Source organism: Tahibacter sp., from assembly GCF_032229445.1.
GTDB lineage: Bacteria > Pseudomonadota > Gammaproteobacteria > Xanthomonadales > Rhodanobacteraceae > Tahibacter.
The window spans coordinates 86,627-113,399 of record NZ_JAVTWC010000006.1 but is presented as its reverse complement, the minus strand read 5'-3'; the positions used below and the strand labels follow the sequence as shown (position 1 = coordinate 113,399).

The 26,773-nt window shown below is 65.9% G+C and carries 26 protein-coding genes; 7 read left to right on the top strand and 19 right to left on the bottom strand.

Translation table 11 applies throughout. The features are described from left to right. Positions 1–303 precede the first annotated feature (303 nt). Positions 304–831, top strand: a complete 528-nt coding sequence (locus RUU78_RS01715; RefSeq protein WP_343232307.1) for a peptidylprolyl isomerase — start codon at positions 304–306, stop codon at positions 829–831. A 236-nt stretch (positions 832–1,067) separates the two neighbouring features. Here the strand turns inward: RUU78_RS01715 and RUU78_RS01710 are convergent, their stop codons facing one another. The 3 genes from RUU78_RS01710 to RUU78_RS01700 form a co-directional block, all read right to left on the bottom strand. Next, positions 1,068–1,556 carry a hypothetical protein gene (locus RUU78_RS01710; protein ID WP_313913033.1) on the bottom strand — a complete coding sequence of 163 codons (489 nt, stop codon included), beginning with the start codon at positions 1,554–1,556 and terminating at the stop codon, positions 1,068–1,070. A 318-nt stretch (positions 1,557–1,874) separates the two neighbouring features. Then, entirely contained in the window at positions 1,875–2,348 is a 474-nt protein-coding gene (locus RUU78_RS01705; RefSeq protein WP_313913030.1) for a hypothetical protein, read from the bottom strand. Between the two features lie 65 nt (positions 2,349–2,413). Continuing rightward, complete coding sequence (locus RUU78_RS01700; protein ID WP_313913029.1) at positions 2,414–3,151, bottom strand: hypothetical protein; 738 nt, start codon at positions 3,149–3,151, stop codon at positions 2,414–2,416. A gap of 336 nt (positions 3,152–3,487) precedes the next feature. On the opposite strand from RUU78_RS01700, the gene RUU78_RS01695 reads away from it, so the two are divergent. The 3 genes from RUU78_RS01695 to RUU78_RS01685 are packed head-to-tail and all read left to right on the top strand — an operon-like array spanning position 3,488 to position 5,726. Next, positions 3,488–4,177 carry a glycosyltransferase family 2 protein gene (locus RUU78_RS01695; protein ID WP_313913027.1) on the top strand — a complete coding sequence of 230 codons (690 nt, stop codon included), beginning with the start codon at positions 3,488–3,490 and terminating at the stop codon, positions 4,175–4,177. After that, positions 4,174–4,554, top strand: coding sequence for a DUF2304 domain-containing protein (locus tag RUU78_RS01690; RefSeq protein ID WP_313913026.1), 381 nt, complete (start codon positions 4,174–4,176; stop codon positions 4,552–4,554). Before RUU78_RS01695 ends, RUU78_RS01690 begins: the two co-directional genes overlap by 4 nt. Positions 4,555–4,565: 11 nt before the next feature. Continuing rightward, on the top strand, positions 4,566–5,726 hold the full coding sequence (locus RUU78_RS01685) for a glycosyltransferase (RefSeq protein ID WP_313913024.1): 1,161 nt from the start codon (positions 4,566–4,568) through the stop codon (positions 5,724–5,726). On the opposite strand, the gene RUU78_RS01680 is transcribed toward RUU78_RS01685, so the two are convergent. The 3 genes from RUU78_RS01680 to RUU78_RS01670 are packed head-to-tail and all read right to left on the bottom strand — an operon-like array spanning position 5,656 to position 9,067. Continuing rightward, positions 5,656–7,065, bottom strand: a complete 1,410-nt coding sequence (locus RUU78_RS01680) for a hypothetical protein (protein WP_313913022.1) — start codon at positions 7,063–7,065, stop codon at positions 5,656–5,658. The two genes, RUU78_RS01685 and RUU78_RS01680, sit on opposite strands and share 71 nt — an antisense overlap. Then, the gene (locus RUU78_RS01675) at positions 7,062–8,252 is read right to left on the bottom strand and encodes a hypothetical protein (protein ID WP_313913021.1); all 1,191 of its coding nucleotides are present in this window, start codon (positions 8,250–8,252) and stop codon (positions 7,062–7,064) included. The genes RUU78_RS01680 and RUU78_RS01675 overlap by 4 nt, the downstream gene beginning before the upstream one ends. After that, complete coding sequence (locus tag RUU78_RS01670) at positions 8,252–9,067, bottom strand: ferritin-like domain-containing protein (RefSeq protein ID WP_313913019.1); 816 nt, start codon at positions 9,065–9,067, stop codon at positions 8,252–8,254. The genes RUU78_RS01675 and RUU78_RS01670 overlap by 1 nt, the downstream gene beginning before the upstream one ends. A 132-nt stretch (positions 9,068–9,199) precedes the next feature. Between RUU78_RS01670 and RUU78_RS01665 the strand changes: the two genes are divergently transcribed. Beyond that, positions 9,200–9,976 (top strand): class I SAM-dependent methyltransferase, encoded by a 777-nt coding sequence (locus RUU78_RS01665; protein WP_313913018.1) that lies wholly within the window; start codon positions 9,200–9,202, stop codon positions 9,974–9,976. A 186-nt stretch (positions 9,977–10,162) separates the two neighbouring features. Here the strand turns inward: RUU78_RS01665 and purF are convergent, their stop codons facing one another. The 13 genes from purF to prmB form a co-directional block, all read right to left on the bottom strand. Next, entirely contained in the window at positions 10,163–11,638 is a 1,476-nt protein-coding gene (purF, locus tag RUU78_RS01660) for an amidophosphoribosyltransferase (RefSeq protein WP_313913016.1), read from the bottom strand. A gap of 13 nt (positions 11,639–11,651) precedes the next feature. Continuing rightward, positions 11,652–12,233: a CvpA family protein gene (locus RUU78_RS01655; RefSeq protein ID WP_313913014.1), complete on the bottom strand. Its 582-nt coding sequence runs from the start codon at positions 12,231–12,233 to the stop codon at positions 11,652–11,654. A 13-nt stretch (positions 12,234–12,246) separates the two neighbouring features. Further along, entirely contained in the window at positions 12,247–13,176 is a 930-nt protein-coding gene (locus tag RUU78_RS01650; RefSeq protein ID WP_313913012.1) for an SPOR domain-containing protein, read from the bottom strand. A gap of 78 nt (positions 13,177–13,254) precedes the next feature. Next, entirely contained in the window at positions 13,255–14,520 is a 1,266-nt protein-coding gene (gene folC / locus RUU78_RS01645; protein WP_313913041.1) for a bifunctional tetrahydrofolate synthase/dihydrofolate synthase, read from the bottom strand. A 32-nt stretch (positions 14,521–14,552) separates the two neighbouring features. Continuing rightward, a complete protein-coding gene (accD, locus tag RUU78_RS01640) occupies positions 14,553–15,443 on the bottom strand; it encodes an acetyl-CoA carboxylase, carboxyltransferase subunit beta (protein WP_313913010.1) in 891 nt (296 codons plus the stop codon). Between the two features lie 106 nt (positions 15,444–15,549). After that, positions 15,550–16,368, bottom strand: coding sequence for a tryptophan synthase subunit alpha (trpA, locus tag RUU78_RS01635; protein ID WP_313913008.1), 819 nt, complete (start codon positions 16,366–16,368; stop codon positions 15,550–15,552). A 44-nt stretch (positions 16,369–16,412) separates the two neighbouring features. After that, positions 16,413–17,621, bottom strand: a complete 1,209-nt coding sequence (gene trpB / locus RUU78_RS01630) for a tryptophan synthase subunit beta (protein ID WP_313913007.1) — start codon at positions 17,619–17,621, stop codon at positions 16,413–16,415. Continuing rightward, complete coding sequence (locus tag RUU78_RS01625; RefSeq protein ID WP_313913005.1) at positions 17,611–18,264, bottom strand: phosphoribosylanthranilate isomerase; 654 nt, start codon at positions 18,262–18,264, stop codon at positions 17,611–17,613. Before RUU78_RS01625 ends, trpB begins: the two co-directional genes overlap by 11 nt. Next, positions 18,261–19,028: a tRNA pseudouridine(38-40) synthase TruA gene (gene truA / locus RUU78_RS01620; protein WP_313913003.1), complete on the bottom strand. Its 768-nt coding sequence runs from the start codon at positions 19,026–19,028 to the stop codon at positions 18,261–18,263. The genes RUU78_RS01625 and truA overlap by 4 nt, the downstream gene beginning before the upstream one ends. Positions 19,029–19,191: 163 nt before the next feature. Then, positions 19,192–21,783, bottom strand: coding sequence for a FimV/HubP family polar landmark protein (locus tag RUU78_RS01615; RefSeq protein ID WP_313913001.1), 2,592 nt, complete (start codon positions 21,781–21,783; stop codon positions 19,192–19,194). A gap of 253 nt (positions 21,784–22,036) precedes the next feature. Then, the gene (locus tag RUU78_RS01610; RefSeq protein ID WP_313913000.1) at positions 22,037–23,074 is read right to left on the bottom strand and encodes an aspartate-semialdehyde dehydrogenase; all 1,038 of its coding nucleotides are present in this window, start codon (positions 23,072–23,074) and stop codon (positions 22,037–22,039) included. Positions 23,075–23,135: 61 nt separating this feature from the next. Beyond that, positions 23,136–24,233 carry a chorismate synthase gene (gene aroC / locus RUU78_RS01605; protein ID WP_313912998.1) on the bottom strand — a complete coding sequence of 366 codons (1,098 nt, stop codon included), beginning with the start codon at positions 24,231–24,233 and terminating at the stop codon, positions 23,136–23,138. Between the two features lie 61 nt (positions 24,234–24,294). Continuing rightward, positions 24,295–25,215 (bottom strand): 50S ribosomal protein L3 N(5)-glutamine methyltransferase, encoded by a 921-nt coding sequence (gene prmB, locus RUU78_RS01600; protein WP_313912997.1) that lies wholly within the window; start codon positions 25,213–25,215, stop codon positions 24,295–24,297. Positions 25,216–25,287: 72 nt separating this feature from the next. On the opposite strand from prmB, the gene RUU78_RS01595 reads away from it, so the two are divergent. Together RUU78_RS01595 and asd are read left to right on the top strand one after the other, a co-directional pair. Further along, a complete protein-coding gene (locus RUU78_RS01595; protein WP_313912995.1) occupies positions 25,288–25,926 on the top strand; it encodes an SCO family protein in 639 nt (212 codons plus the stop codon). After that, positions 25,926–26,768, top strand: a complete 843-nt coding sequence (gene asd, locus RUU78_RS01590) for an archaetidylserine decarboxylase (RefSeq protein WP_313912993.1) — start codon at positions 25,926–25,928, stop codon at positions 26,766–26,768. Before RUU78_RS01595 ends, asd begins: the two co-directional genes overlap by 1 nt. Positions 26,769–26,773 lie beyond the last annotated feature (5 nt).

Genomic DNA, 26,773 nt, shown 5'->3' with positions numbered 1-26,773 from the left:
CCTGGGACAGCAGGGAAATCAATACGTTTCATCAATTACGAAGCACTACACTAGAGTGGCATTGGCCCCTTTCTGAACCATCTGTCAGATGACCTCCACGGCGGCGCACTGCCCGGTTCCGGGCTGGCCGCGTATCATTGCCAACCCCACTCTCAAGGAGTCGCTACCGTGCTGAAGCACCATCTGCTCGCCTTTGCCCTGCTGTTGCCGTTGGCCGCCGGGGCCCAGAGCCAGCCCAAGCCCGCGCCCAAGGCCGCCGAGGCCAAGCCCGCAGCCGCCAAGGTTGCGGAAGCGCCGGCCGACGTGGCCAAGAGCGCTCACCCCCAGGTCGTTCTGCACACGTCCATGGGCGATATCACGATCGAGCTGTACCCGGACAAGGCGCCCAAGTCGGTCGAAAACTTTCTGCAATACACCAAGGATGGCTTCTACAACGGCACCGTGTTCCACCGCGTCATCAATGGCTTCATGGTGCAGGGTGGTGGATTCACCAAGGATCTGACCCAGAAGCGCACGCGTCCGGCGATCCAGAACGAGGCCAACAACGGCCTGTCGAACCTCAAGGGCACGGTCGCGATGGCGCGCACCAATGACCCGCACTCGGCCACGGCGCAGTTCTTCATCAATATCGTGGACAACAAGCGCCTGGACTACGTCAGCGACCAGAGCGGCATGACCTACGGCTACGCCGTGTTCGGCAAGATCACGTCCGGCATGGATGTGGTCGACAAGATCAAGGCGGTCGAAACGTCGGCGCAGGGTCCGCTGCCGGGCGACGTACCCAAAGTCGCGATCACCATCGACAAGGCCGAAGTCGTCGCTCCGCAATAATCGGCCAACCGCCTCACTCGATTCCTCGAAACGCGACGCCCCGTGCGCAGGCTTGGCACGGGGGCTTCCTTGAGACGACCACTCAACCGCAGAGGTAGCCTCATGCCATCGGCCAACTCGCTCCTTGCCGCATGAGCTGAGTCAGGGACAGTCGAACTCAACCAGGTGAGCCCTGGGGCGCACCGAAAGACCGTCGCCGGGACGGTTTTCCACCATGCAGCTGACAGCTCATCGACTCAGTCGACGGAAAACTTCTGCAGCGAAACGGGCAGATAGCCATAGACCAGCGAAAACTGGCCGCAGCCCGTGTTCGGACCGCCCGGATCAGCGGTTACGACGACATAGTATCTCTGACCTGGCGTCATACCAGTGGCGTCGAGATTCATCGGGCTGCCCGGAAAACCGAAAGCGATCGGATCCGTCGACGCCGTGCAGGCCGGCAACAGAAAAACAACAGCCGCGGTAGCCACGAAACCACCGGTCTGCCCTATGACCATGGGTCCAAAGCCTGGAGGGGTCGGACCAGCCACAAAACTGTACACAATTTCATTCTGGGCACTCGTCGTTCCACCGTACGACGGCAGCGAATTCGTTGCTGTACAGGTATCACCGCTGATTGCGGCACTTGAGATGAGCGGCAACGGGCTTGCACAGGTCTGCGCGGCGACCTGGCCACCGAACACGGCAGCCATACTGGCGACTACGAGCATCGTGATATTTTTCATTTACAGGCCACTCCTGTAATCAAAGCGGGCGCAAAACCACGACCGAAATGGATCAGTTGATAAACATACGGCGTGAATCGATTGCGTCGAATTTCGGGACACGACTGGTCTGAACGCTGTGGAAGTCCGGGGCAGGGTCCGACCGCTCCATCGTGAGGTAGACGACCACGCGACCGTAGCACTCTTGCCTTCCGCTAACTCTTCCCTGCCAGGCGAGTTGAGGACTTTCACCTCCGAGCAGGTGCACCCTGCCGGGCGCACCAAAAAAAAACCCGTCGCGAGGACGGGTTTTCTTATCTACGACTTACAACCATCGATTCACTCGACGGAAAACTTCTGCAGCGAAACCGGCAGATACCCCGGGGTGATCGTGAACTGGCCACAACCGGCGGCCGGACCGCCCGGATCGGCCGTCACAACGACATAGTACGTCTGACCTGGCGTAATACCAGACGTCGAAACACTCAGCGGCGCGCCAACAACGCCGAAGGCGATCGGATCCGTCGACGCGGTACACGCCGGCAGCAGAAACACTCCACCCGCGGAACCTGCAAAACCGCCGGTCTGTGCAATCAGCAGATCTCCGTAGGTCGGCGGGGTCGGGCCAGCAACGAAGCTATACACAATTTCGTTCTGGGCGCTGGTCGTACCACCGTACGACGGCAGCGAGTTCGCCGCGGTGCAGGTGTCGCCCGAAACCGGCACGTTCGACACGATCGGAAGCGGGTTTGCACAAGTCTGTGCAGCGGCCTGGCCACCGAACAGAGCAATGGCAACAGCAACCGCGGCCATCAGATTATTTTTCATTTATAGTCACTCCTGTTATCAAAGCGGGCGCAAAACTACGGCAGGGTAGATCAGTTGATGAAGGTCGTACGGCGCGAATCGAATTCGTCGAACTTCACGACGCGATTGGTCTGCACGGTGCGGAAGTTCGGACTCGGGTTCGACAGGCCCATTGTCGCGAAATCGACGGCCCAGCCGTTGGTGTTACCGTTGAGCGTCAGATTCGGACTGGCTTCCGTGTTGTTGTTGAGCCACACGCGGACAACGCCAGCGGCGCCCTTGACCCACTCAATCTGTACTTTCTGCGTGCCCGTGGCCGGCAGCGCGACCGTGTTGGAGCACAGATTGCTGGGCTGACCTTCGCAACCGGCGACGATGCCGAGGACCTTCGCGGTACCGGCCAGATTGCCCGAGACTGACACGCGCAGCGCTTCGGTGATTCCAAGGTACGGAGTGTCTGTATTGACACTGAGCAGACGAACCGACTGAATCGAGTTCAAACCGGTCAGCGCATCCACATCCACCAAGAACGCAGCGCGGTAGCGCGTCTCTGCGGTTGGCGTGTTGTCGCGAACGAATGCCGAACCGAAAGCGGTCGACGTGATCGATGCATCCATCTTACAGGTCGTGGCGTTGAGGCCCGGGCTCGTGATTGCAATGGAGCCACCGAGAACCGACTTCGAGCTCCACGGACCGTCCGGAGCAGCCGGATTGGTCGGGCACTGCGCCATGGAGGCGCCAGCAAACGACACACCCACCAGACCCAACACCGCCAGCGACAGCGTCTTCATCATGACATTGGCCTTCATTTGTACTCTCCCAAGTTGGATCGGGCGGAAGCTGAGTTCCTGCCCACGGATAATTCATGGGGCCCGACAGAAAAGGAGTGTAAACAGCACAATCAAACGCCGTCAATGCTTTAGCGACGGATTTGCTGGCGATTACCCTTATTCTGATGAACCTGTTCGGCACCCGCCACGGGTACTCGGAAGCTAGTAACGCAGCCGGGCCGTGTAAGCGGACACTTTCGCCAACCTTTATTTTGCGTTGACGTTGGTTGACCGCGCTTGGGACAATCAGCTTTTCGCCCAAGCCGGAGTCCCGTGTCAAATCAACAGATTGGCTCATGTCCCTGCCTGGCCGTTATGCCTGCACGCAACGAGCAGGACACGGTCGGCGAGGTCGTGCGCGGCGTGATGGCTGCATTGGACTGCGCAGTGCTGGTGATCAACGATGCCAGCACCGACGATACGGCCGCCGTGGCGGCTCAGGCCGGCGCTACAGTCATAACCCTGCCGTTCCAGCTGGGGGCCTGGGGCGCGACCCAGGCCGGAATGCGCTATGCCCTGCGCAACCGGCACGAGCGCGTGATCACGCTCGACGCCGACGGCCAGCACCATCCGGACCAACTGCCGCGACTGCTGCGCGCTCATATGGAGGGCGGTTCTGACGTGACCATCGGTATCTGCCCCGAGAGGCTCAGCGCCGCCAAACGCCTGGCCTGGGCCTATTTCCGGCTGATCACGGGGCTCAGTGTCACCGACTTCACCTCCGGGCTGCGTGTTTACGGCCGCCGCGCGATACGGGCGCTGGCCTCGCGTGAGGCGAGCCTGATCGACTATCAGGACATTGGCGTGCTGATCCTTCTGCGCCGCAAGTCGCTACGCATAGCCGAAGCGCCCACGGTTATGTCAGCCCGGCGCAACGGCGGTTCGCGCATTTTCTCGTCCTGGTTCACCGTAGCGCGCTATATGGTCGCAACGACTGTGCTCAGTATCGCCCGGGTCGGTGCCCGTGAACGCCGCGGCCGCGGTACAGAGGCTCCGGCTCAATGAACGCCCAGATCACCGCGGCCCTGCTCGGCCTGGCTCTGGCCGGCAGCATTCTCTATCTGGTCCGGCGCGATCACCTGCATGGCCCTTATGCGCTGTGGTGGCTGATCGTGGCCGCGGCGACCCTGGTACTCGGCTTCGTTCCGCGCACCATCGATTGGCTGGCACACCTGAGCGGCATCGGCTATCCGCCGGTGCTGCCGATCATCATCGGCCTGTCGCTGATCCTGCTGCGCCTGCTGCAACTCGATATCGAGCGCTCGCGTCAGGAGCGCCAGATCCGCCGCCTGAATCAGAAGCTCGCCATACTGGAAGAAGAACTGACCTCACTGCGCCGCAACGTGGCGGCACGATCCGACACCAGCAACCGGCCGGCCTGACTGGCCGCCGCATGCGCGTACTCCACCTCGGCAAGTACTACCCGCCCGCGCCGGGCGGCATAGAAACGTTCACTGCGATCCTCGCTCGCGAACAAGCCGCAAGCGGAGACGAGGCCGTCGTACTGGCCCATGCCGCGGAGCGTCGCTGGCGCACCGTGCAGCGCAACGATGGCGCTGTGATCGTGCGCGAAGTCGGGCGGTTTGGCCAACTCGCCTACGCGCCGCTGAGCCCCGCGTTTCCGCTGCAATTGCAGCATTGCATCGCCCGACACCGTCCTGATCTGCTGCACATCCATGTACCTAACACGTCGGCGTTCGCCGCGCTGCTGGTGCCGGCGGCGCGACGGCTGCCCTGGGTCGTGCACTGGCACGCGGACATTCCGCTGGATAGTGCCAGCCGCCTGCTGCGCTTTGCGTATCCGTTCTATCGACCGTGGGAACAGGCGCTGCTGCGCCGCGCTGATTTGGTCATCGCCACATCGGCGGCATATCGCGACGCCAGCCATGCGCTCGCCCGCTGGCATGACAAGACTGTCATCGTGCCGCTCGCGCTCGGCGATGCGAGCACGCCGGAAACAGGTACGCCGTTGTGGCCTGCAGGCAAACGGCGCCTGCTCGCCGTCGGCCGTCTGAGTCACTACAAGGGATTCGACGTGCTGCTGGACAGCATGGCTTCGCTACCGGACTTTGCCCTGGTTCTGATCGGGGGCGGCGAGCGCGAGGCGGCGCTGCGTGAACACATCCAACGGCGCGGCCTGCAGGAGCGAGTGCGGATGACCGGTCAGGTCGACGATGCGTTTCTGCAACAGGCCTATACCCAGGCGGAAATTTTCTGCCTGCCTTCACTGGATCGCGCCGAAGCCTTCGGCATGGTGTTGCTGGAGGCAATGCGTGCCGGCCTGCCCTGCGTCGCCAGCGCGATCGCCGGTTCGGGCGTGGGCGAGGTCGTTGCCGAAGGACAAAGTGGACTGCTGGTTCCGCCGGGCGACGCGGCCGCACTGGCCGCGGCGCTGGGCCGGCTGCACAACGATGCGGGTCTGCGCGCGCGGCTGGGCCGTGCGGGCCGCTTGCGCTGGCGTGAACACTACCGTCCGGCAGCGGTCAGCGCGGCGACACGGGAGGTGTACGAGTTGGCCAAGGCACGTCGCGCAGCAACAGTCCAAGCAGGCTGAGCGCCAACGGTACCCAATGCAGGACCAGCCGGTTGGTCGCCGTCTCGCTAGCCGCCCATTTCGCCGCCGGCGTGAACGCGAACAGGCAGAACAGCGCCGCAAGCCCACCGGCCACGAGCACTGCCAGCAACGCGGTTTCACGCTGCCGGCGCAGAACGTCGCGGCGCCAGATCACGCAAGCGGCCAGCAGTGGCCAGAGCAGATGCCAGTTGTTCTGGCCGAACAGGCCATTGAGAAACGCGAGTGCCGCTGTCACGCGAGACACCTCGCCGCCGTTCGTCGTTACGCCGCTGAGTGTCTCGCCGACCAAGGCTAGCCAGGGCAACTGCAGCAGCCACGACACCAGCATCGCGAGAAGAGCGAGCAATAGGCCGGCGCCAAGGCCCGCCCAGCGCCAGCGCACGGGAACTTGCGCCAACAGCGCGAGACCGACCAGCAGTAATGCCCATACCGCGCCCTCGAACTTCAGCAGCGGCAGCAGCGCGATACAGAGCAACGCGAACAGCAGTTGGGCCCGGTCGTCATCACGCACCCAGCGCATCCAGCTCAGTACCGCGAAGGTCAACGCGGCGGCGACCCAGATATCGGCATAGCCCGCAAGGCCTGCGTGCACGGAAAGCAGCGGCAGCGACGCCAGCATGTAAGCCAGGATCAGGCTGTGAAGCCTCGACACGCCTAGCGCCATCCACTGTCCGGCGCAACCGCTGATCAAAGCCAGCCACAGCAAAGGCCATGCGGTCGCCACGGCTCCTTCGTTCCACCCGCCGGCGGCACCGGCGAACCAAAGCTCGGCGCGGCTCAGCAATTCCGGATAGCGCCAGGCCAGTGCGGTATGGCCGGCCGTGCCGCTGTCCTGCCACCACGCTGCCGGTTCCAGATACGGCACCTGACCGAGACTGAACCAGGTCTTCGCCTTCAATGACCAGGCATTCCAGGCGTCCCAGGCGAATACAGGGCGCAACATCGCCTCGTCGAGCACGAACGCGAAGCGGATCGCGATCAGCACCAGCAGTAGCCAGCACCAGCGCGGCAGCGACTCAGTGGATGCGGCCGGGACTGGAAACGCCGGTGTCGCGCGACGCCAACGCCAATACCCCACACCCAGGAAAAACGCGCTGATCACGCCCAGCAGCGGCAGTGTCGCAACAAAAATCCCTTCGCCGGAAATCTCGCTGCGCAATCCGACCAGCAGGCCGCTGCCCAACACGCCGAGCAACACGGAGTAGCCGGCCGCCGCGAGTCCATCACTCAATCGTCGTGGCGGACCGGCGATCGCAAGCCAGATCGAGCTGCCCAGCAGCAGACTGCATAGCCAGCCCAGCAGCAGACTCATGCTCATGGCGGGCTCTCTGGACCGATGCGGTACAGACGCAGCGGCGGCACATCAATGAGTTGTCGCGCGGGCACGGAAATATCGTCATCGAGGCGCAGACGCGAATCAGCCGCGTCGAACATCGGCTCGGGCTGTTCGAAGGTTGCAAAATAGATCGGTCCCGTTTCTGCCGTGGCGACTCGCCAGCCGGTCAGGTTCAGAGGCCCCGTACGCGCCGGCGCAAGGTGATAGATGAATCGCGCGCGCAGGAAATCGGATTTCGCATCGACCAGCAGCCGCACCCGGTCCGGGTCCGCGCCGTCGTCACGCAACGCCTGACGCGCGCTGTGCGCCGCTGCCAGAACGTCGGCATCCGCCAACTGCTGCTGGCGCTGCGGCCAGTCCAGCGGTGCGTAGATCTGGCGTGTCGCGGCATGCCGGTCGGCAAAGCTCAGGCTCCAGCGCAGGTCCAGCATGATCCAGGCCACCGCCACAGCCGCGAAGATCACGCGCACGGTGCGCGACCGCGTCGCGGGCGTGAACTGGGTAAGCAACAACAGGGTGAAGCTCAACCCAAGCGCGAGCAGCAATACCGGCGATCGCGCTCGCACCACGCCATTGTCGGGACCCAGGGCACTGATCGACATCAGCGACCATGCACGTCGTCCCGACCACTCCGTCGCCACCGCAGCGCCGCGTCCGATCCAGGACGGTGACCAGAATTCGGCCCCGCGCAGCACGAAGGGGCGGAACGCCTGCTCCGGCGGTACCGACTGCGTCACCGGATAGACCGCGAAGCCGATCTCTGAGATGGCGCCGCGCCAGTCGCTTTCGCGGCTCAGGTCGATACTGCCCGTAGCACCGCGGCTGCGCGTGAGGTTGACCGTGCGCACGTCACCGGGCGAATCGGCGCGGCGATACAGGAAAGCGACCTCGAGCGATGGCGCCAGCGAGTCGATGCGGTAACGCAGCACCGGCCACTGCGCGGCATCGGCGATCTCGACGCCACGCACCAGCAAGGCACCGTAGTTCTCGTCGGCGGTCGTGATGGCGAGCCCGCTGCCATCGATCTGGCCGCCGGTCAGCGCGGCGAATTCCGCACCCTCCAGTGCGTAGCGCTGCTGCGGCCACGGCGACTGGAACGGCGAGATCTCGACGAAGATGCCGATCAGCAGGAACCAGACGAGGACAATGGCGGCGAGGGCGCGCCGCATCAGGCGACCAGACTGTCGAGGCGATCCAGCTCCCGTGGCGTGAAGCCTGCCGCCAGACGGTCGCGTCGATTGAACGGGCCTTTGAGCGCGCCACGGCAGTAGTACTGCAACAGATGCTCGAACGTGTCCCCCGGGTCGACACCCGCCTGTGCGCAACACCAGCCGAACCAGCGTGTACCGGCGGCGACATGCCCGACCTCTTCGGCAAGGATCTGTTCAAGGATAGCGATGGTCGCCACGTCGCCCACGCCGCGCAGGCGCTGGATCATTCCAGGCGTGACATCCAGGCCGCGCGCCTCCAGCACGCGCGGCACCAGCGCCATCCGCTCCAGGCAGCTGTGCGCGGTGCGGCGCGCCATGTCCCACAGCCCATCGTGCGCGGGCAGATCGCCGTAGCTCAGGCCGAAATCGGCTAGGCGACGCACCAACAGCGAGAAATGCCGCGCCTCGTCGTTCGCCACGGAGACCCAGTCCGCATAAAACGCGTCCGGCATGTCGCGGAAACGATAGACCGCGTCCCAGGCCAGGTTGATGGCGTTGAATTCGATATGCGCCACCGCGTGCACGAGCGCGGCGCGGCCGGCTTGGCTGCCGAGCCCGCGCTGGGCGAGCTCACGCGGCGCGACGAGGGTGGGGCGCGATGGCCGGCCCGGTTCGCCGATCGGAATCAGCGGCACCGCACCGGCACGATCGAGCTGCCGCGCGGCGAACGCGGCGGCGGCGTCCCGTGTCAATTCCACTTTGCGCTGCGGCACGGCCTCGGCCAGACATTGCTGCGCAACGGCAAACAGGTTGGTCGGTGCAATAGCAGGCATGGCATCCCGGCCGGGCGCGGATCTGACAGCGATTATGCCCGCAGCGGGCGTGCTGAATGCTAGTGTCCTGTCAACGCGCAGCAGGCCGACCTGACGGCGACCTGCGCCGAGGACTCCGGCTTGAGCGACAGCATGCGTATACCTGAACTTGGCGAGCCCGCCCTGGCTGCAGCCCTGAGCGATTTCCTGACTACTGCCGGCGCGGATGGCGCGGACCCCTATCTCGCCGCCAAGCGTGCGCTGCAGACCTCCGGCATCGAGTTGGCGCGGGCGTACGCGAAGGTGCGCGCGGCGCTGTTGCCCGGTCAGTGCGTACTCGACTGGGGATGTCGCCACGCGGCGCTGCCCTGGCTCGCGCGCGCGGAGTTCGGCGAACGCATCGAACTGCACGGCTGCGACGTCTGCGCAACCGACGACTACGCTGCCTTCCACACACGCTGCGGGCTGCACTACACGCGCCTCGCGCATCCCTGGCGCCTGCCCTATCCGGACGCGCAGTTCGACACGGTGCTTGCCGGTGGCACGCTGGAACATGTGCCCAACGACGGCGAGTCGCTGACCGAACTATGGCGCGTGCTGAAGCCTGGGGGCGCGTTACTGATCACCCACCTGCCGAACACCGCTTCCTGGACCGAGTTCATTTCGCGACTCTGGTTTCCGGCGCAGGCGCATGCGCGGCGCTACGCGTTGAACGCGTTCCGCCAGCGCCTGCTGCACCACGGTTTCGACACCGTCGCGGCCGGTCATCATCAGCTGATGCCGTCGAGCCTGCCCGCCGCGTGGCGGCGTCCGTGGCTTAGCCGTCTCGTCGCCGCGGTGCAGCCGCTGAACGCGCTGGAGAATGTCTGGCCGCTGCGCCGCTTCAGCGCAACGCTATGGCTGATCGCGCGACGTTGCGAAGGCTTCTGACACCGATCGAACGGTCGCAACGCGAACGCGAGTGGCCGGCCGCCAGGTTTTAGAACGGGAGATTCCGGATGGATCTCGCCGCGATGCCAGGCACGGCGCGGTGTCGTGCCGCACTGGCGCGACCAGGCGCAACGACGTATCGCGGCGAAAGTCACCAGAATGTTGGAAAACTTCGGGGTTGGCGCACTAGGACGCGCGGCGCAGATTCTTGGCCTCGTCCGAACGCTCGAATTCCAGTTCGCGCAGGTAGTCGGCCTGCACGCCGGTGACGTATTCGCCCGAGAAGCACGAGGTGTCGAACGTGGTCAGGTCCTCGTTGCCTTCGCTGACCGAGGCGATCAGGTCGCTCAGGTCCTGGTAGACCAGCCAGTCCGCGCCCAGCAGCTCGGCCACTTCTTCTTCCGTACGGTTGTGCGCGACCAGCTCGGCCGGTGCCGGCATGTCGATGCCATAGACATTGGGAAAGCGCACCGGCGGCGCCGCCGACGCGAAGTACACCTTGGTTGCGCCGGCCTCGCGCGCCATCTGGATGATCTGTTTCGACGTGGTGCCGCGGACGATGGAGTCATCGACGAGCAGCACGGTCTTGCGGCGGAACTCCAGGTCGATCGCGTTGAGCTTGCGACGCACCGATTTCACGCGCTCGCTCTGCCCCGGCATGATGAAGGTGCGGCCGATATAGCGGTTCTTGACGAAGCCCTCGCGCATCGGCACGCCGAGTTCGCTGGCGAGCGAACTCGCCGCAGTACGTGCCGTATCGGGAATCGGGATCACCGCGTCGATGCCGTGGTCCGGGCGCAGCCGGCGGATCTTCGCGGCGAGCCGTTCGCCCATGCGCAGGCGCGCCTTGTAGACCGACACGTCCTCGATCATCGAGTCGGGCCGGGCAAGATAGACGTATTCGAAGATGCACGGCGTATGCGCATAGCCTTCGGCGCAGCGCCGATGATGCAGGCTGCCATCGAAACCGAGCAGCACCGCTTCGCCGGGCTCGATGTCACGCACGCGGCGGAAGCCCAGGATGTCCAGCGCGACCGATTCGGACGCGACCGCGTATTCCTTGCCTTCGGGCGTCTCCCGCTCGCCGAGCACGAGCGGGCGAATGCCGTGAGGGTCGCGAAACGCGAGAATGCCGTAGCCCAGCACCAGCGCGGCGACCGCGTAGCCGCCGCGCGCGCGGGAATGCACGCCGGCAACCGCCTTGAACAGGTGGTCGGGCGTCAGGCTCATGCGCTCCTGGATCTGCAGCTCGTGCGCGAGCACATTGAGCAGCACTTCCGAATCGGAGTTCGTATTGATGTGGCGCCGATCGCCTTCGAACAGCTCGTTGCTGATGGCCTCGGCATTGACGAGGTTGCCGTTGTGCGCGAGCGCGATGCCGTAGGGCGAGTTGACGTAGAACGGTTGCGCTTCGCCGACATCGTCTGAGCCCGCGGTCGGATAGCGGCAATGACCTATGCCGACGCGACCGCGCAGCTTCAGCATGTCGTCGCGCTGGAATGCGTCGCGGACGAGGCCGCGCGCCTTGTGCAGACGCAGACGCGAGCCGTCCACGGTCGCGATGCCGGCCGCGTCCTGGCCGCGGTGCTGTAGCACCGTCAGGCCGTCGTAGAGAGCCGAGGCGACCTCGGACTTGCCCACAATTCCAATGATTCCGCACATGACGACGTTACCGCTAAGAGGAAGAATTTTTCGCAGCCCCGGCCTCGACCGGCGGCGGCGAACTGGGGGCGGCCGGCTTGCCTTGCAATGCGGGCAAGGTCAGCAGGCCGCGGTAATCGAGATACTTGGTCACGTTGTCCGGCAGCTTGGCCGCGAGCCATTCGGCACCGTTCTGAAAACCTGGCATCAGGCGCGACTGCTGCCACCACGGATCGCGCGGAAATGGCGTGAAACCCAGCAGCAGCACGGCCAGCAGCACCAGCAGGACGCCGCGCGCCAGCCCGAACATCATGCCAAGCAGCCGGTCGGTGCCGCTGAGACCGCTCCCGGCCACGAGCTTGCGCACCACGAAGGCGACCAACGCACCCGCCACGAGCACGCCGAGAAAACACAGGCCGTAACCCAGCAGCAGCCGTACCGACGGCACCTCGATGCTGGTGAACAGGGCCGCGAGTTTGTCGCCGAACATCCAGGCCACCCAGAACGCGGCAGCCCAACAGGCCAGCGCCATGACTTCGGAAATCAGTCCGCGCCAGAGCCCGATCACAACGGACAAGCCGAGCACGGCGAGGATGCAGTAATCGGCCCAGTTCACGGCGCCCGCGATCTCAGGGGACCGTCACGATCATGCCGCTGATCGTCAGCTTCTGCCTGGCCTGGTCGCGCAGCTTCTCTGAGCCGGCGCGATCAGGCTCGGGCCCCAGGCGCACGCGCCAGAGTTTTTCGGCGCCCTGCCCGGTGCTGTCGACGAAACTCGGCAGACCCGCACCCTTGGCGCGCGCCGACAGCTTGTTCGCTTCGTCGTGCGACTTGAACGCACCTAGCTGCACCGCCCAGCCGCCCGCACGATTGGCCGACAACGCGGTCGCAGGCGCATCGGCCTTGGGCTGCGCGGCGACAATTTCGACCACGCTGCCCTTGAGCTTCGCATCGGCCTTCTGCAGTTTCAGGCGCGCAGCTTCTGCCGTGCTGCGGTCTTCGTACGGGCCGAGTCGCACTCGCGTCGCGGGCTTGCCGTCGACCTCGGCCGACTCGACATAGGCCGTCAGTCCATGCTTCTTCGCACTCGCCACCAGCGCATCCGCATTGCCGCTGTTCGCGAAAATGCCGAGATGAACCGCGTAGCGGCCGGTACTGCTGGCCGTCGGCGCAGCGCGCTCGACAACGGGCTTGGGTGGCGTCGGGGCAATCGGCCTGGTCGTCGCAACCGCAGGATTGGAAAGCGCAGGTGTCGCCGTCGGGTTTGCGCCGGCTTGCGGATACGCCACTTCGGACGCGAGGCGCGGATTGGCGCCCGCATCGACCGTGGCGACCTTGTCGCCGCTGCCGGCGGCATGCTCGGCCAGCGGTGTCGGCGTCGTGGCCTTGCCGCCTTCGGCCGCGACCACGCGGGTCTGGAATTCGCGTTCGGGCGCAGGAGGGATACTGAGGCTCTCGGTCACCGTCTCAGTGCTGGGCGGCGAACCGGAAAGGAACATGGGAACGAAGATGACCGCAAGGGCGATCAGTACGGCGGCACCGATGAGACGCTGTTTCAATGCGGAATCCATAGCCGGCTGGCCTCCAGGAACGGCGGGATTATACGCGTCGTTCGCGTATAACCCGCAGCACTATGATCAGGTCGCCGTAGTTCGCTGCAACCAGCGCAGCGCCGCGGCGGCGATATAGAACGATCCGAACGCGATGACGCGTGCGCCGTCGTGCAGGCGCGGTGCCAAGGTATCGAGCGCCGTTGCAACCTCGCCCCAACAGCGGCGCCGCACCGGTCCCAATGCCGTGCTGAAGTCAGTCTCCAGCGCGAGCAGGTCGCGACCTCGCTCCGTCTCCGCGGCCAGATCGACCAGGTGCCACTCGGCGATGTGCGGCTGCAGCGGCTGCAGCATGCCGGCGAGGTCCTTGTCGCTGAGCGCACCGAACACGGCGAGGTTCGGCCGGTCGGCCTGCTGCGCGAGCCAGTCCGCCAGCACGCGCGCCGCCTGCGGGTTGTGCGCCACATCGATGACGAGTTCGCCCGCGCCGATGCGCACACGCTGCAGTCGTGCGGGCACGGCCGCCGTCGCGACGCCGTGCGCAATGGCTTGCATCGGCAACGGCAGGCGATCGCGCAAACAATGCAGCGCGGTGATCGCCGCCGCCGCGTTGGCCGGCTGGCAACCCGCGGCGAGCTGCGGAGACGGCACCGGCGCCATGGCGTCGCCGCAGCGCCAGCGCCAGGCGTTGCCGTCGCGCTCCATCGAAAAATCGATTCCGGCGCGCATAACGACCGCGTCGTGTGCGGCCGCTGCCTGCAGCAACCCCGTCGGTGGATCGGCTTCGGCGACGATGAGGGGCCGTCCCGGCCGCGCCACGCCGGCTTTCTCGCGACCGATGCTGTCGCGGTCGCTGCCGAGCCAGTCCTGATGATCCAGCGCGATGCCGGTGACGATGGCCACGTCCGCGTCGACGAGATTCACCGCGTCGAGCCGGCCGCCGAGGCCGACCTCGAGCACCGCAACGTCCAGCGCAGCGTCGGCAAACAGCAGCAGGGCCGCGAGTGTGCCGAACTCGAAATAGGTCAGCGCGACGCCGCCGCGTGCGGAATCGATGCGCGCGAACGCCTCGGTCAGCGCGTGATCGCCCGCATCGGCGCCGGCGATGCGCACCCGTTCGTTGTAGGCCAGGATATGTGGCGAGGTGTAGGCGCCGGTCCTGTAGCCGCCCGCAGCGAGCATGGCCTCCAGAAACGCGACTGTCGAACCTTTGCCGTTGGTGCCGGCGACGGTGATGACGAGTGGCGCGGGCCGCGGCGCGCCCAACCGCCGCCAGACCTCGCCGACGCGGGCGAGACCCAGCTCGATGGAACGCGGGTGTGCGCCAAGTTGATAGTCCAGCCACTGCTGCAGCGTGCGCGGCGGCAGGGATGCGGGATTCGCGCTCAGGCCGCGACTCCGGCCACGGCCGCGCCGTGGCGCGGCTGGCGCATCAGCATGGCCAGTATGTCGGCGAGCCGGTCGCGCGTTTCGCGCCGGTCCATGATCAGGTCGATCGCGCCGTGCTCGACGAGGAACTCCGAACGCTGGAAGCCCTCGGGCAAGGTCTCGCGTACGGTCTGCTCGATCACGCGCGGCCCGGCGAACCCGATCAGCGCCTTGGGCTCGGCGATGTTGAGATCACCGAGCATGCCCAGGCTCGCCGACACGCCGCCCGTGGTCGGATGCGTCAGCACGGAGATGTACGGCAGGCCGCCGGCACGCAGGCGCGCCAGCGCGGCAGAGGTCTTCGCCATCTGCATCAGGGAGAACAGGCCTTCCTGCATGCGAGCGCCACCGGTCGCCGACCAGCACACCAGCGGCGTGCGCTGCGCCAGCGCGCGTTCGGCCGCGCGCGCGAATTTCTCGCCGACCACGGAGCCCATGGATCCACCCATGAAACTGAAATCGAACGCGACCGCGACCAGCGGCCGGCCCTTGAGCAGGCCCTGCATCGCGATCAGCGCGTCCTTCTCGCCGGTCTGCTTCTGCGCCGCGACGATACGGTCTTTGTACCTTTTGGAATCCTTGAACTTCAGCGCATCGACCGGCTCGAGGTCGGCAGACATCTCCTCGGTCGACCCTTCGTCGAAGAAGGCGAGCAGACGCTTGCGCGCGCCGATCGGATGATGGTGGCCGCACTGCGGGCAAACTTCGAGATTGCGCTCCAGCTCCGGCCGGTACAGCACGGCAGCGCAACCCTCGCACTTCTCCCACAGCCCCTCGGGCACCTTGCCTTTGGCGCCGGTGCCCTGGGTACGGATGCGCGACGGCATCAGTTTGGAAAGCCAACTCATGTCACCCACCTCTCCGGTATCCGCCGGCGGCAGTCGTGCCGGCGTCGATTCAAGCAAAGGCTCCGCCACGGGCGGTGCCGGGTTCTGCGCGGGATCGTGCTCGCGCCTAGGCGGCATGACCTGCGGGCAGCGCGTCAAGCGCAGCGCGGATCGGTGCCAGGAAGGCCGTCGCACGGGCAACCGCGTCGGCCGCGTCAGCTGCCTGCGCAAGTGTATCGACCAGCGCGCTGCCGATCACCACCGCATCAGCGAAGGTCGCGATCGCCGCGGCCGTGGCTGCGTCCTTCACGCCGAAACCGACCGCGACCGGCGTACGCGCGCGCAGGCGTATTGCCGCGACACGCTCGCGGACCGCATCCGTGCTCAGGTGCGCCGCACCGGTGATGCCGGCAACCGACACGTAGTACAGAAATCCTTGCGCCGCGGCGCAGACCTGTTCAAGGCGCGCCTCGTCGGTAGTCGGCGCGGCAAGAAAAATCTGGTCCAGGCCGGCAGCACGCAAGGGCTGCGCGGTCGCGATCTCCTCGATAGGGCAGTCGACCAGCAGCACGCCATCGACGCCGGCCTCGACCGCATCGGTCGCAAATCGCGCCACCCCGCAGATCTCCACCGGATTCAGATAGCCCATGAGCACGACCGGAGTCTGCGTGTCGCGCGCGCGGAACTCACGTACCCAACCCAGGATATGGCTGAGCCCTATGCCTCTGGCCAGTGCGCGCTCGCTGGCGTGCTGGATTACGGGTCCGTCGGCCATCGGGTCGGAAAACGGCACACCCAGCTCGATCAGATCCGCGCCGGCGTCGACCAGTGCATGCATGATCGCGACAGTCGCTTCGGGCAGCGGATCTCCGGCCGTGATGAACGGAATGAGGCCCGGCCGGCGGGCGGCCTCGAGCGCGGCGAAACGATCGGAAATGCGGCTCATGTGTGACAGTGGCCCCGGATGTAGGCGATGAAAAAACGTCGGCGTCAGGCCAGGCTCAGGCCTTCACGCCTCGCGATGGTATGCACGTCCTTGTCGCCGCGGCCGGACAGGTTGACGAGGATCAGCTGGTCCTTCGGCAGGTCACGCGCAAGTTTGATGCCCTGCGCGATCGCATGGCTGGATTCCAGCGCAGCGAGAATGCCCTCGGTGCGCGCGAGCTCATGGAATGCCGCCAGCGCCTCGTCGTCGGTGATGCCAAGGTACTGCGCACGGCCGCTGTCTTTCAGATAGGCATGCTCCGGACCGACACCGGGATAGTCGAGGCCGGCGGATACGGAATGCGTTTCGATGATCTGACCGTTGTCGTCGCAGATCACGTAGGTGCGATTGCCGTGCAGCACGCCGGGACGTCCGGCGGTGAGCGACGCGGCGTGACGGCCGGTGCCGATGCCGTCGCCGGCCGCTTCGGCACCGTAGATCGTCACGGCCGCGTCGTTGAGGAACGCGTGGAACAGGCCGATCGCGTTGGAACCGCCGCCGACGCACGCGACCAGCGCATGCGGCAGGCGGCCGTACTGTTCCAGCATCTGCGCGCGCGCCTCGCGCCCGACTACGGCGTTGAAGTCGCGCACCATCTGCGGATACGGATGCGGCCCGGCCACGGTGCCGATCATGTAGAACGTGTCGTCAACGTTGGTGACCCAGTCGCGCAGGGCTTCGTTGAGCGCGTCCTTGAGTGTCTTGGAACCCGAATGCACCGGCCGCACTTCGGCTCCGAGCAGCTTCATGCGGTAGACGTTGATCGCCTGGCGCTCGACGTCGACGGCGCCCATGTAGACGACGCAGGGCGTGCCCAGTCGCGCGCATACCGTCGCACTGGCGACGCCGTGCTGGCCGGCGCCCGTCTCGGCGATGATGCGGCGTTTGCCCATGTGCTTGGCGACCAGTGCCTGGCCGACGGTGTTGTTGATCTTGTGCGCGCCGGTGTGGTTGAGGTCTTCGCGCTTGAGCAGGATCTGTGCACCGCCGACTTTCCGCGACAGGCGCTCGGCGTGATAGATCGGGCTGGGCCGGCCAACGTAATGCTTGAGGTCGTAGTCGAATTCGGCGATGAAGGCCGGATCGACGCGCAAGCGCTCATAGGCGGCGGTCAGTTCGGCAAGCGGTGCCATCAGCGTTTCAGCTACGTAGACACCGCCATACTCGCCGAAGCGGCCGCGGGCATCTGGCAAAGTGTGGAAATCAATACTCACGTCGGTTTTCCTGGTCGGTGCCGGCGCTGGCCAGCGACTGCATGAACTGCTGCATCTTTCGCGCACATTTGATGCCGGGCGCGCTTTCTATACCGCTCGACACGTCCAGCGCAAACGGCTGCGCCGTGCTGACTGCCGCCGCGACGTTGCCCGCATGAAGCCCTCCGGCCAGCAGCAACGGCCGGCCGAGATCGCGCGGCACGCGCGCCCAGTCGAACGCGACTCCGCTGCCGCCCTGCGCGCCGGTCGCATGGCTGTCGAGCAGGAACCCGGCCGCCTGCGGATGCGCACGAACGTACGTGTAAACATCGTCGACGCTGCCCATCGGCACGGCCTTGAGATAGCGCCGACCGAATGCGCTGCACCGCGCCGCGCTTTCCTCGCCGTGGAATTGCAGCAGATCCGGCTCGACCCGGCTAATGACTTCGCGCACCCAGTCGTCTTCGTCGTCGAGCAGCAGGGTGACCACGGCGACGAACGGCGGCACCGCCGCGCGCAGCGCCGCGGCCTGCTCCAGCGTGACGAATCGCTTGCTGTGCCGCGTCATGACCAGTCCGATTGCGTCCACCCCGAGCGCGCACGCCGCAGCGATGTCTTCGGCGCGGGTCAGTCCGCAGAACTTGACGCGTACCCGCGAGTTCACAGCGTCACTTCCACAGGCAGCTGCCAGTGAGCGGGATAGAGCGGACACAGGAAGGTCAGCCCCTGCGACGGCGCGGTCGGACCGGCACGGCTGCGGTTGCGCCCGGCCAGCACCTCGCCCACCCAGTCCGGCTCGCGCTCGCCGAGGCCGACCGGCAGCAGGCTGCCGACGATATTGCGCACCATGTGATGCAGGAACGCGTTCGCCTGGATGTCGAAATGAATGTGCTCATCCTCGCGCGACACGCTGAGCGCGTGCACCGTGCGCACGGGATTGGGCGCCTGGCACGCAGCCGTGCGGAAGGCGTTGAAATCGTGCTCGCCGAGCAGATGCGCAGCCGCCTGCTGCATGCGTGCGGCGTCGAGCGGCCGCCGCTCCCACGCGACATAACGCGCGTCGAGCGCCGGCCGCACGCGGCGATTGAGCAGGGTATAGCGATAGCGCCGCGCGCGCGCCGAGAAGCGCGCGTGGAATTCGTCCGGCATGCGCTGGATCCAGCGTACGCAGACGTCATCGGGAAGGCGCGAATTGGCGCCGAGCAGCCAGCTGCGGTCAGCGCGCTCCACCGGTGGTTCGAAATGCACAACCTGGCAGCGCGCATGCACGCCGGCGTCGGTGCGTCCTGCACAGGTCACCGCGACCGGCGCGGCCGCCACGAAAGACAAGGCCTGTTCGAGCACGCCCTGCGCGGTGCGGCCACACTCCAGCCGCTGCCATCCAAGGAAATCCGTGCCGTCGTATTCGACGCCGAGGGCGATGCGCAAGCCGGCTCCGGCGGAATCAAAGGGGCGCGATTGTAGCCCGAACGCGCCGGCCGGGCTCAATCCGCGTCGCCTGGCTATCGGAAGACCGCGGCAGCCTCACGAGACTTTAAAAAAAGGCCGGCTTGCGCCGGCCTTTCGTTGCAGTCCGTCCAAGCCCGCCGGTCTAGCGGATTTCCGCAAGAAGCTTGCGCGCTTCGCCCTTCTGCGACTCGGAGCCTTCGATCAGCACTTCCTCGAGCATCGAGCGCGCACCGTCCGGATCGCCCATGTCGAGATAGGCCTTGGCCAGGTCGAGCTTGGTGCCGATGGCGTCGTCCGAAGCAAGCAGGTCGTCGTCGATGCGCGACGGCGGTGGCGCCAGATCCGGGATAGGCGGCAACGGCTGCACCTGGGTCTGGTAGTTGCTTGGGGCCGGTGCCGGCGGCGGAGTCAGGTCGAACGAGAAATCGTCACGTGCGGCGGACGGCGGCGGTACGGTCGGCGCGCTGCGATCGGCCAGATCGAAATCGAACGCGTCGTCGTCAGCCGGTCGAGCCGCCGGCGGCGGCGCGCCGAAGCTGTCGTCGAACCCGTCGAAGCGCATCGGTTCCGGTGCCGCGTCGTAATTGCCGAACGACGGTGCGCTTGCAGCGAGCGGCTCGGCGAACAGCGGGTTCGTCGGCACCAGCTCGCGGCCCATCGCCTGAACCTGCTGCCATTCCGGCATGTTGGTGTCGTAGATGTGCGCGTACATGGCCTGGGCCGCGGCCTCGAACTTGTCCGCATCGCCCTGCGAGTAGTACAGGCTGGTCAGTTCCAGGTGAGCCGACGTGTCATCCGGATATTGGGCCAGGCGATCGAGCAGCGCATCTTCCTCGTCCTGCAGCGGCGAGGTGGCTTCGGCATACGCGGCTCCGCCTGCGGCAGCCGGTGCAGTTTTCTTGCCGAGCAGGCGCGAGGCCAGGAAACCCAGCGCGCCGAGCACGGCGAGACCGCCAAGACCATACATCCAGATATTCGGGTCGCTGTACCACGGCTTGGCGGTGGGCAGCGGCTGCACCTTGGCCGGCGTCGACGGCTTGGCCGGTACCGTGGTGCTGGTAGCCGGTTTGGCCGGAGTCGTGGTCGGCGGTGCCGGCGTGACAGCTGGCGTCGACGGAGTCGTTGCGGCAGCGTCCGGCGGAGTGGTCGAGACCGGCGGCGTCGAGGCCGGCGTTGCGGCCGAACCGTCGGGCGCCGTAGTCGGACTCGTCGTGCTGGTGGTCGACGGCGACGTCACTGACGCCGGAGGCGTGACCGTGCTCGATGCCGGCGGCGTCGGGGTCGGCGCTGCCGGTGTAGTGCCCGGCGGCGTCGGCGATGCGGTAGCCGGCGTCGTGGCACCAGCCGGCGTCGACGTGCCCGGCGGGGTACCCGCGGCTGCGCCCCAGATCTCTTCCTTGGTCAGCGCCTTCTCGCCGGACTTCGGCGCCGTCACCGTCGTGGTGGCCGGCGGCGTCGATACGACCGGCCTCGAAGCCGGCGGCGTCGCGGTGGGCGGCGGCGTACTCGTCGATGCGCTGCTGGTGGCCGGCTTTGCCGATTGCAGCTCCTTGAGCTTCTGCTGCAGCGCGGCGAGTTCCGAATCCTTCAGCGTCAGCAGCTTGTCGTTCTTGGTCTTCAGCTCCTCGAGTTCGCGCACACGCGACTTCAGCTCACCGGCTTCCTGGTTGCTGCTCGCCAGCGCTTCCTTGGCCCGCGCCAGTTCGGCGCGAACGCTGGAATCACCGGTTCCGCCGGCGCCCGGCCGTTCGGCACTCGCGGACGAATCCTTGCCGCTCCTGGGCGGTACCAGCTCAAGGCGATCGCTGGGCTTCGTCGCGGCAGTACTGGACGACGTGCTGGACGACACCTGACGGGAGCCCGTATCGGCGACCAGGGTCGGTGCGGCAGCGCCACCCCGGGCAGCTTCGTTCTGGTTGCGCACCTCGGCAGCGGCGGCGGCGGCACTGCCCGCAGCGCGGATCTCGTCCGCGCTCGGCACGCGCATGATCGCGCCACGCTTGAGCGAATTGATGTTGTCCCGGTAGAACGCGTTCGGATTCGCGCGCAGCAACGCGATCATTACCTGGTTCACCGAAACGCTTTCGTCGGGTCGCGTCGAGGCGGCGACTTCCGACAACGTTTCGCCTGCGGCAACCGGACCGTATTCGCCACTGGCGGCGGTGCGTTCCGGAGTTGGCGACGGAGCGGCCGGCGGCGTCGAAGCCGTATCGCTGCCTCGAACCGGCTTGGCCGTGGTCTTGGCCGGTGGCTTGGTCGCCGGAAGCTGGGTCGAGGCGGCGGGCGTGGTGCCGTCGCGGACCGGTGCCGTGCTCGCGCGCGACCCCTTGATCGCCGGTGCCATGGTCGGCGGATCCAACAGCACGGTGTATTCGCGCAGCAACTTGCCCTTGGACCAGTTCACTTCGATGAGGAAGTCGAGGAACGGATCACGTACCGCATCCTTGGTCGTGACCTTGATGACCGCGTTGCCCTTGGCACCGGTGGCCAGCGTGAATTCCAGAGGGACGACGATGCGCGCGCGGGACAGACCCACGCGCTCGAAATCGGCAGCCGCTGCCAGCGCAACGCTGACGCTGGCTGTTTCGTCAGGGCCGCCGGTCACCGGGATCTCGGCAACCAGGGGCTCGTTCAAGCCCGACTTGACCTGGATCATTCCCAGGCCCAGCGCCAGCACATTGGTACTGCCCAGTGCGAGCGCAACGGCCAGTGTTAATTTCAGCGATCCATTCATGAGGTCAGCCCCCTGGGTGGCAGTGGCCTAAGGCCTGGTCTTAGCTCTGTCGGTACAGCCCCGCGAACCACCGGCGAATGCGCAAACATCTACCGATCCCCTTCGCAGCGTTAGTCCCACGCGTTTTTCAAACCTGATCAACCACTTGCAAGACCTTGGCTCTAACCACGCGTCCCTGCGCAGCCGTATCCCGCGACCTTTAGAGCCGCCGGACAATCTCGAAAATGCCTTATAACACAACCGTAACTATAGATCACAGATACGATTTCACCAATAGCTCAGCAATCTGGACCGCATTCAAGGCGGCCCCCTTGCGGATGTTGTCGGAAACGACCCACAGATTGAGTCCACGCGGATGCGAGATGTCCTCGCGAATGCGGCCGACGAACACCGCATCCTGACCGGCCGCATGGGAAACCGGCGTCGGATAGCCGCCGGGCACACGCTCGTCGACGACGACAATGCCGGGCGCGCTTTCTAACAGTTCGCGGGCCTGCTCTGCTGTGATCTTGTCGCGGGTTTCGATGTGGACGGCCTCGGAATGGCCATAGAACACCGGCACGCGCACCGCGGTCGGGTTCACCTCAATGGCCGGATCGCCGAGGATCTTGCGCGTCTCCCAGACCATCTTCATCTCTTCCTTCGTATAGCCATTGGCCTGGAAGTCGTCGATCTGGGGAATCAGGTTGAACGCGATCTGGGCCTGGAATTTCTGCGGCTTGGACTCCTGGAAGTTCAGGATTGCCGCGGTCTGGCGACCCAGCTCTTCCATGCCGCTGCGACCGGCGCCGGAAACGGACTGGTAGGTCGCGACATTGACCCGCGTGATGCCGGCGGCGCGATGGATCGGCGCAAGAGCGACCAACATCTGCATCGTTGAGCAATTCGGATTCGCGATGATCCCGCGCGTGGTGTAGTCGGCGATCGCGTCGGGATTGACCTCGGCGACCACGAGCGGGATGTCGTCCTGGTAGCGGAACTCCGAGGTGTTGTCGATCACGACGGCCCCTGCCGCCGCCGCGCGCGGCGCGTGCTCCCGGCTTACGCTGCCTCCGGCAGAGAAGAACGCGATGTCGACACCATCGAAATCGTACGTCGCGAGATCCTGCACCGTGATCTTGCGGTTGCCGAAGTCGACCTCGCCGCCGGCGGAACGCTCGCTCGCCAGTGCGACGAACTCGCTGATCGGGAATTTGCGCTCTTTCAGGATGCCGATCAGGGTTTCACCGACCGCACCGGTCGCACCGACCATGGCAACCTTGAATGTGCGCCCCGCCGAGCTTGCAGACATTTACCTTTCTCCAGTTTGATACTTCAGGAATGCGGACGATGCATCACGTCCGCGCGGACTCTCAGGCTTTGGCCGGAATTCTCGGCTCGACCGCAGCCACGTCGCCGCACTGGGCACGATGGCGCAGCGCCTGGTCCATCAGCACCAGCGCGACCATGGCCTCGGCGATCGGCGTCGCGCGGATGCCGACGCAAGGATCGTGGCGGCCCTTGGTGACCACCTCGACAGGTTCGTTGCGCACGTTCACGCTGCGTCCTGGAATCAGGATGCTCGAGGTCGGCTTGAGGACTATGGACGCGAGCACTTCCTGGCCGCTGGAGATCCCGCCCAGAATGCCGCCGGCGTGGTTGGACAGGAATCCGGCCGGCGTGATCTCGTCGCGATGCTCGCTGCCGCGCTGGGTCACCGCGGCGAAGCCGTCACCGATTTCCACGCCCTTGACCGCATTGATACTCATCAGCGCCGCAGCCAGTTCGCCGTCGAGCTTGCCATAGATCGGCTCGCCCCAGCCTGGGGGCACGTTCGACGCCAGCACGCTGACGCGCGCGCCGACGGAATCGCCCGACTTGCGCAGCCTGTCCATGAACTGTTCGAGCTCGACGACCATTGCCGCATCGGGCCAGAAGAACGGATTGCCTTCGATCGCGTCCCAGTCGAAAGCCGCGGGCACCAGCGGCCCGAGTGCAGCGAGCCAGCCGCGCACCTGTATGCCGTGGCGCTGCGCGAGCCAGCGTTTGGCGATCACGCCTGCGGCGACGCGCATCGTCGTCTCGCGCGCCGACGAACGGCCGCCACCGCGGGGGTCGCGCAGGCCGTATTTCTGCCAATAGGTGTAGTCCGCATGGCCCGGGCGAAACTGCTCGGCGATTTCGGTGTAGTCCTTCGAACGCTGGTCAGTGTTGCGGATCAGCAAGGCGATCGGCGTGCCCGTCGTCAGGCCCTCGTACACGCCGGAAAGAATCTCGATCTCGTCGGCTTCGCGCCGCTGCGAGGTATGGCGGCTGCGGCCGGTCGCGCGCCGGTCCAGATCATCGCGGAAATCTTCCGGGGCGATGGCCAGTCCTGGCGGACAGCCGTCGACGACGCAACCGATGGCCGGGCCGTGGCTTTCGCCGAAGGTCGTGACCGTAAGCAGTTTTCCGAACGAATTGCTGGACACGGAGGGACTCGATCGCGTGGAACCGCGGCGTCGGGCTTTGCGGCGCGCAGCCCGACGGTGACTAGCTTCTTGCCTGCAGCGCAGCGTGGATTTCGTTGGCATGCGCGACCAGATCGCGCCGGTCCAGCGCGAACACGCCCATCTGGCCGACGTTGAACTCGATCCAGGTGAACGGTATGCGCGGCAACAGCGCCGCCAGCGCATGCTCGCTCTCGCCGACCTCGACGATGAGCAAACCCTGCTCGGACAGGTGCGCCGGCGCGGCGGCCAGGATGCGCAGCGCGAAGTCCAGGCCGTCGTGACCGGCTTTCAAGCCTAATGCCGGTTCGTGGCCGTATTCGGGCGGAAGATCGGCAAATTCCTGTTCCGTGACATACGGCGGGTTGGTCACGATGAGGTCGTATACCTCGCCCTGCAGGCCGTTGAACAGGTCCGACTCGATCACCCGTACACGATCCTGCACGTCCTGGAAACGCACGTTCGCCTGAGCAAGCTCCAGGGCCGCCGGACTGATGTCGACGATGTCGACCTGCCAGCCCGGATTGTGCGACGCCATCGCGATGCCGATGCAGCCCGAGCCGGTGCACAGGTCGAGCGCACGCTCGATGTCAACGTCGTCCAGCCACGGCGAGAAACTGCTCTGGATCAGCTCGGCGATCGGCGAACGCGGCACCAGCACGCTCTCGTTGACCTTGAACAGCAGGCCGGCGAACCAGGCCTCGCCTGTCAGATAGGCGACCGGCTTGCGCTCCGTGATGCGCCGCTCGATCAGCGCAAGAATGGTGTTCCTCTCATCCGCGACGAGCTTGGCGTGGCCGTAGTTGGGCGACAGATCGTGCGGCATGTGTAGCGCCCAGAGCACCAGATGCGTGGCTTCGTCGAGCGCATTGTCATAGCTATGGCCGAAGGTCAGGCCGGCGCCGGCGAAGCGGCTTGCGCCATAGCGAATGAAGTCGACGATCGTGGAAAGTTCGGCAGTCATGGGGCGGGCAGCGACAATGGGCCGCAGAGTATAGGACGCGGAGCCCGCGGCGTCCGCGTCTATACTCGCGCAATGAATACACGTCATAACTCGGGCCGCACCTTTCCTACAGCCCTGATCCTCGTCGTCGCCTTCGCCGCCGGTCTGGGCTTGTGGCTGCTGAGCCAGCAGTTCGGCGCCGCGGGCATCGGCACCACGGCCATCACGCGCTATCCGGTGCCGCGCGCCGTCGCTGAATTCCAGCTCACGCGCAGCGACGCGAAGCCGCTGACTGCGGCCGATCTGAAAGGCCACTGGAACCTGTTCTTCTTCGGTTTCACCAACTGCCCGGACATCTGTCCGAATACGTTGGGCGTCCTCAAGCAAGTGCGCGCACATCTGGTCAAGGCCGGCGCTTCGGATCAGGTGCATATTCATTTCGTATCGGTGGACCCGCAGCGCGACCAGCCGGAGATCCTGGCGCGCTATGTCGCGTATTACGATCCCGGCTTCATCGCCGCTACCGGCAGCGACGAGGAACTTGACCGGCTGACCCGCTCCCTGGGCGTCATGTACACGCGCGAGCCGGCCAAAGACGGCCAGTACAACGTCGACCACAGTGCGTCCATCGTCGTCGTCGATCCGCAGGCCCGGCTCGTCGGCCTGTTCCGTCCGCCGCTGGATGCCGCCGCAATCGGCGCGGACATCCTGACCCTGGTGCGCTCCCGCTGATGAAACCGTCGATCCTGCTGCAATACGTTCTGCCGCATCGCCTGCTGTCCCGGACGGTGTACTGGGCGACGCGCTGGACCTGGAAGCCATGGAAGGGTTTCCTCATCGGCCAGATCGTGCGTCGCTTCCAGGTAGACCTCAGCGAAGCACAAACACCGGATCCGGCCGCGTTCGAGCATTTCAATGCGTTTTTTACGCGCGCGCTGAAACAGGACGCGCGCAGCGCCGATCCCTCGGCCGATGCGCTGCTCTGCCCCGCCGACGGCAAGGTCAGCCAGGCCGGGCCGATCCGCGCCGGGCGCATCGTCCAGGCCAAGGGACAGGACTACACCGTTGCCGAACTGCTCGCCTCGGACGAGGATGCCGTTGCCTATGCCGATGGCAGCTTCGTCACGGTCTATCTGTCGCCCCGCGACTATCACCGCGCGCACATGCCGCTGAGCGGCGTGCTGCAGAGCACGGTCCATGTGCCGGGACGGCTGTTCAGCGTCGCACCCGCGCCGGTCGCTGCGATTCCGCGCCTGTTCGCGCGTAACGAGCGCCTGGTTTGCCACTTTAAGGGCGAGCACGGCCCCTTCGTCGTGGTAATGGTCGGTGCGATGCTGGTATCCAGCGTATCGACCGTATGGTCCGGCCTGGAAATACCGCCCTACGCGAGCCGCGTGACGCGCCGGGACTGGCGCGAAAAGAACATCCATCTTGCGCGCTTCGCCGAAATGGCCCGCTTCAACATGGGTTCCACGGTCATCGTGCTGCTGCCCCCCGCCGTCGGCGATATCGACACGGGCCTCGCACCGGAGCAGGCGGTCAAGGTCGGCCAGCGCATCGGCAGCGTCCGCTGATCGCT

Bases quoted from the DNA above. Each gene is read 5' to 3' on its own strand.
- RUU78_RS01690 (WP_313913026.1), top strand. From the start codon at position 4,174: ATGAACGCCCAGATCACCGCGGCCCTGCTCGGCCTGGCTCTGGCCGGC.
- prmB (WP_313912997.1), bottom strand. From the start codon at position 25,215: ATGACTGCCGAACTTTCCACGATCGTCGACTTCATTCGCTATGGCGCA.
- purF (WP_313913016.1), bottom strand. From the start codon at position 11,638: ATGTGCGGAATCATTGGAATTGTGGGCAAGTCCGAGGTCGCCTCGGCT.
- RUU78_RS01700 (WP_313913029.1), bottom strand. From the start codon at position 3,151: ATGAAGGCCAATGTCATGATGAAGACGCTGTCGCTGGCGGTGTTGGGT.
- RUU78_RS01710 (WP_313913033.1), bottom strand. From the start codon at position 1,556: ATGAAAAATATCACGATGCTCGTAGTCGCCAGTATGGCTGCCGTGTTC.
- RUU78_RS01615 (WP_313913001.1), bottom strand. From the start codon at position 21,783: ATGAATGGATCGCTGAAATTAACACTGGCCGTTGCGCTCGCACTGGGC.
- accD (WP_313913010.1), bottom strand. From the start codon at position 15,443: ATGAGTTGGCTTTCCAAACTGATGCCGTCGCGCATCCGTACCCAGGGC.
- RUU78_RS01680 (WP_313913022.1), bottom strand. From the start codon at position 7,065: ATGAGCATGAGTCTGCTGCTGGGCTGGCTATGCAGTCTGCTGCTGGGC.
- RUU78_RS01695 (WP_313913027.1), top strand. From the start codon at position 3,488: ATGCCTGCACGCAACGAGCAGGACACGGTCGGCGAGGTCGTGCGCGGC.
- RUU78_RS01705 (WP_313913030.1), bottom strand. From the start codon at position 2,348: ATGGCCGCGGTTGCTGTTGCCATTGCTCTGTTCGGTGGCCAGGCCGCT.
- RUU78_RS01665 (WP_313913018.1), top strand. From the start codon at position 9,200: ATGCGTATACCTGAACTTGGCGAGCCCGCCCTGGCTGCAGCCCTGAGC.
- RUU78_RS01610 (WP_313913000.1), bottom strand. From the start codon at position 23,074: ATGTCTGCAAGCTCGGCGGGGCGCACATTCAAGGTTGCCATGGTCGGT.
- trpA (WP_313913008.1), bottom strand. From the start codon at position 16,368: ATGAGCCGCATTTCCGATCGTTTCGCCGCGCTCGAGGCCGCCCGCCGG.
- asd (WP_313912993.1), top strand. From the start codon at position 25,926: ATGAAACCGTCGATCCTGCTGCAATACGTTCTGCCGCATCGCCTGCTG.
- RUU78_RS01595 (WP_313912995.1), top strand. From the start codon at position 25,288: ATGAATACACGTCATAACTCGGGCCGCACCTTTCCTACAGCCCTGATC.
- RUU78_RS01685 (WP_313913024.1), top strand. From the start codon at position 4,566: ATGCGCGTACTCCACCTCGGCAAGTACTACCCGCCCGCGCCGGGCGGC.
- RUU78_RS01670 (WP_313913019.1), bottom strand. From the start codon at position 9,067: ATGCCTGCTATTGCACCGACCAACCTGTTTGCCGTTGCGCAGCAATGT.
- RUU78_RS01675 (WP_313913021.1), bottom strand. From the start codon at position 8,252: ATGCGGCGCGCCCTCGCCGCCATTGTCCTCGTCTGGTTCCTGCTGATC.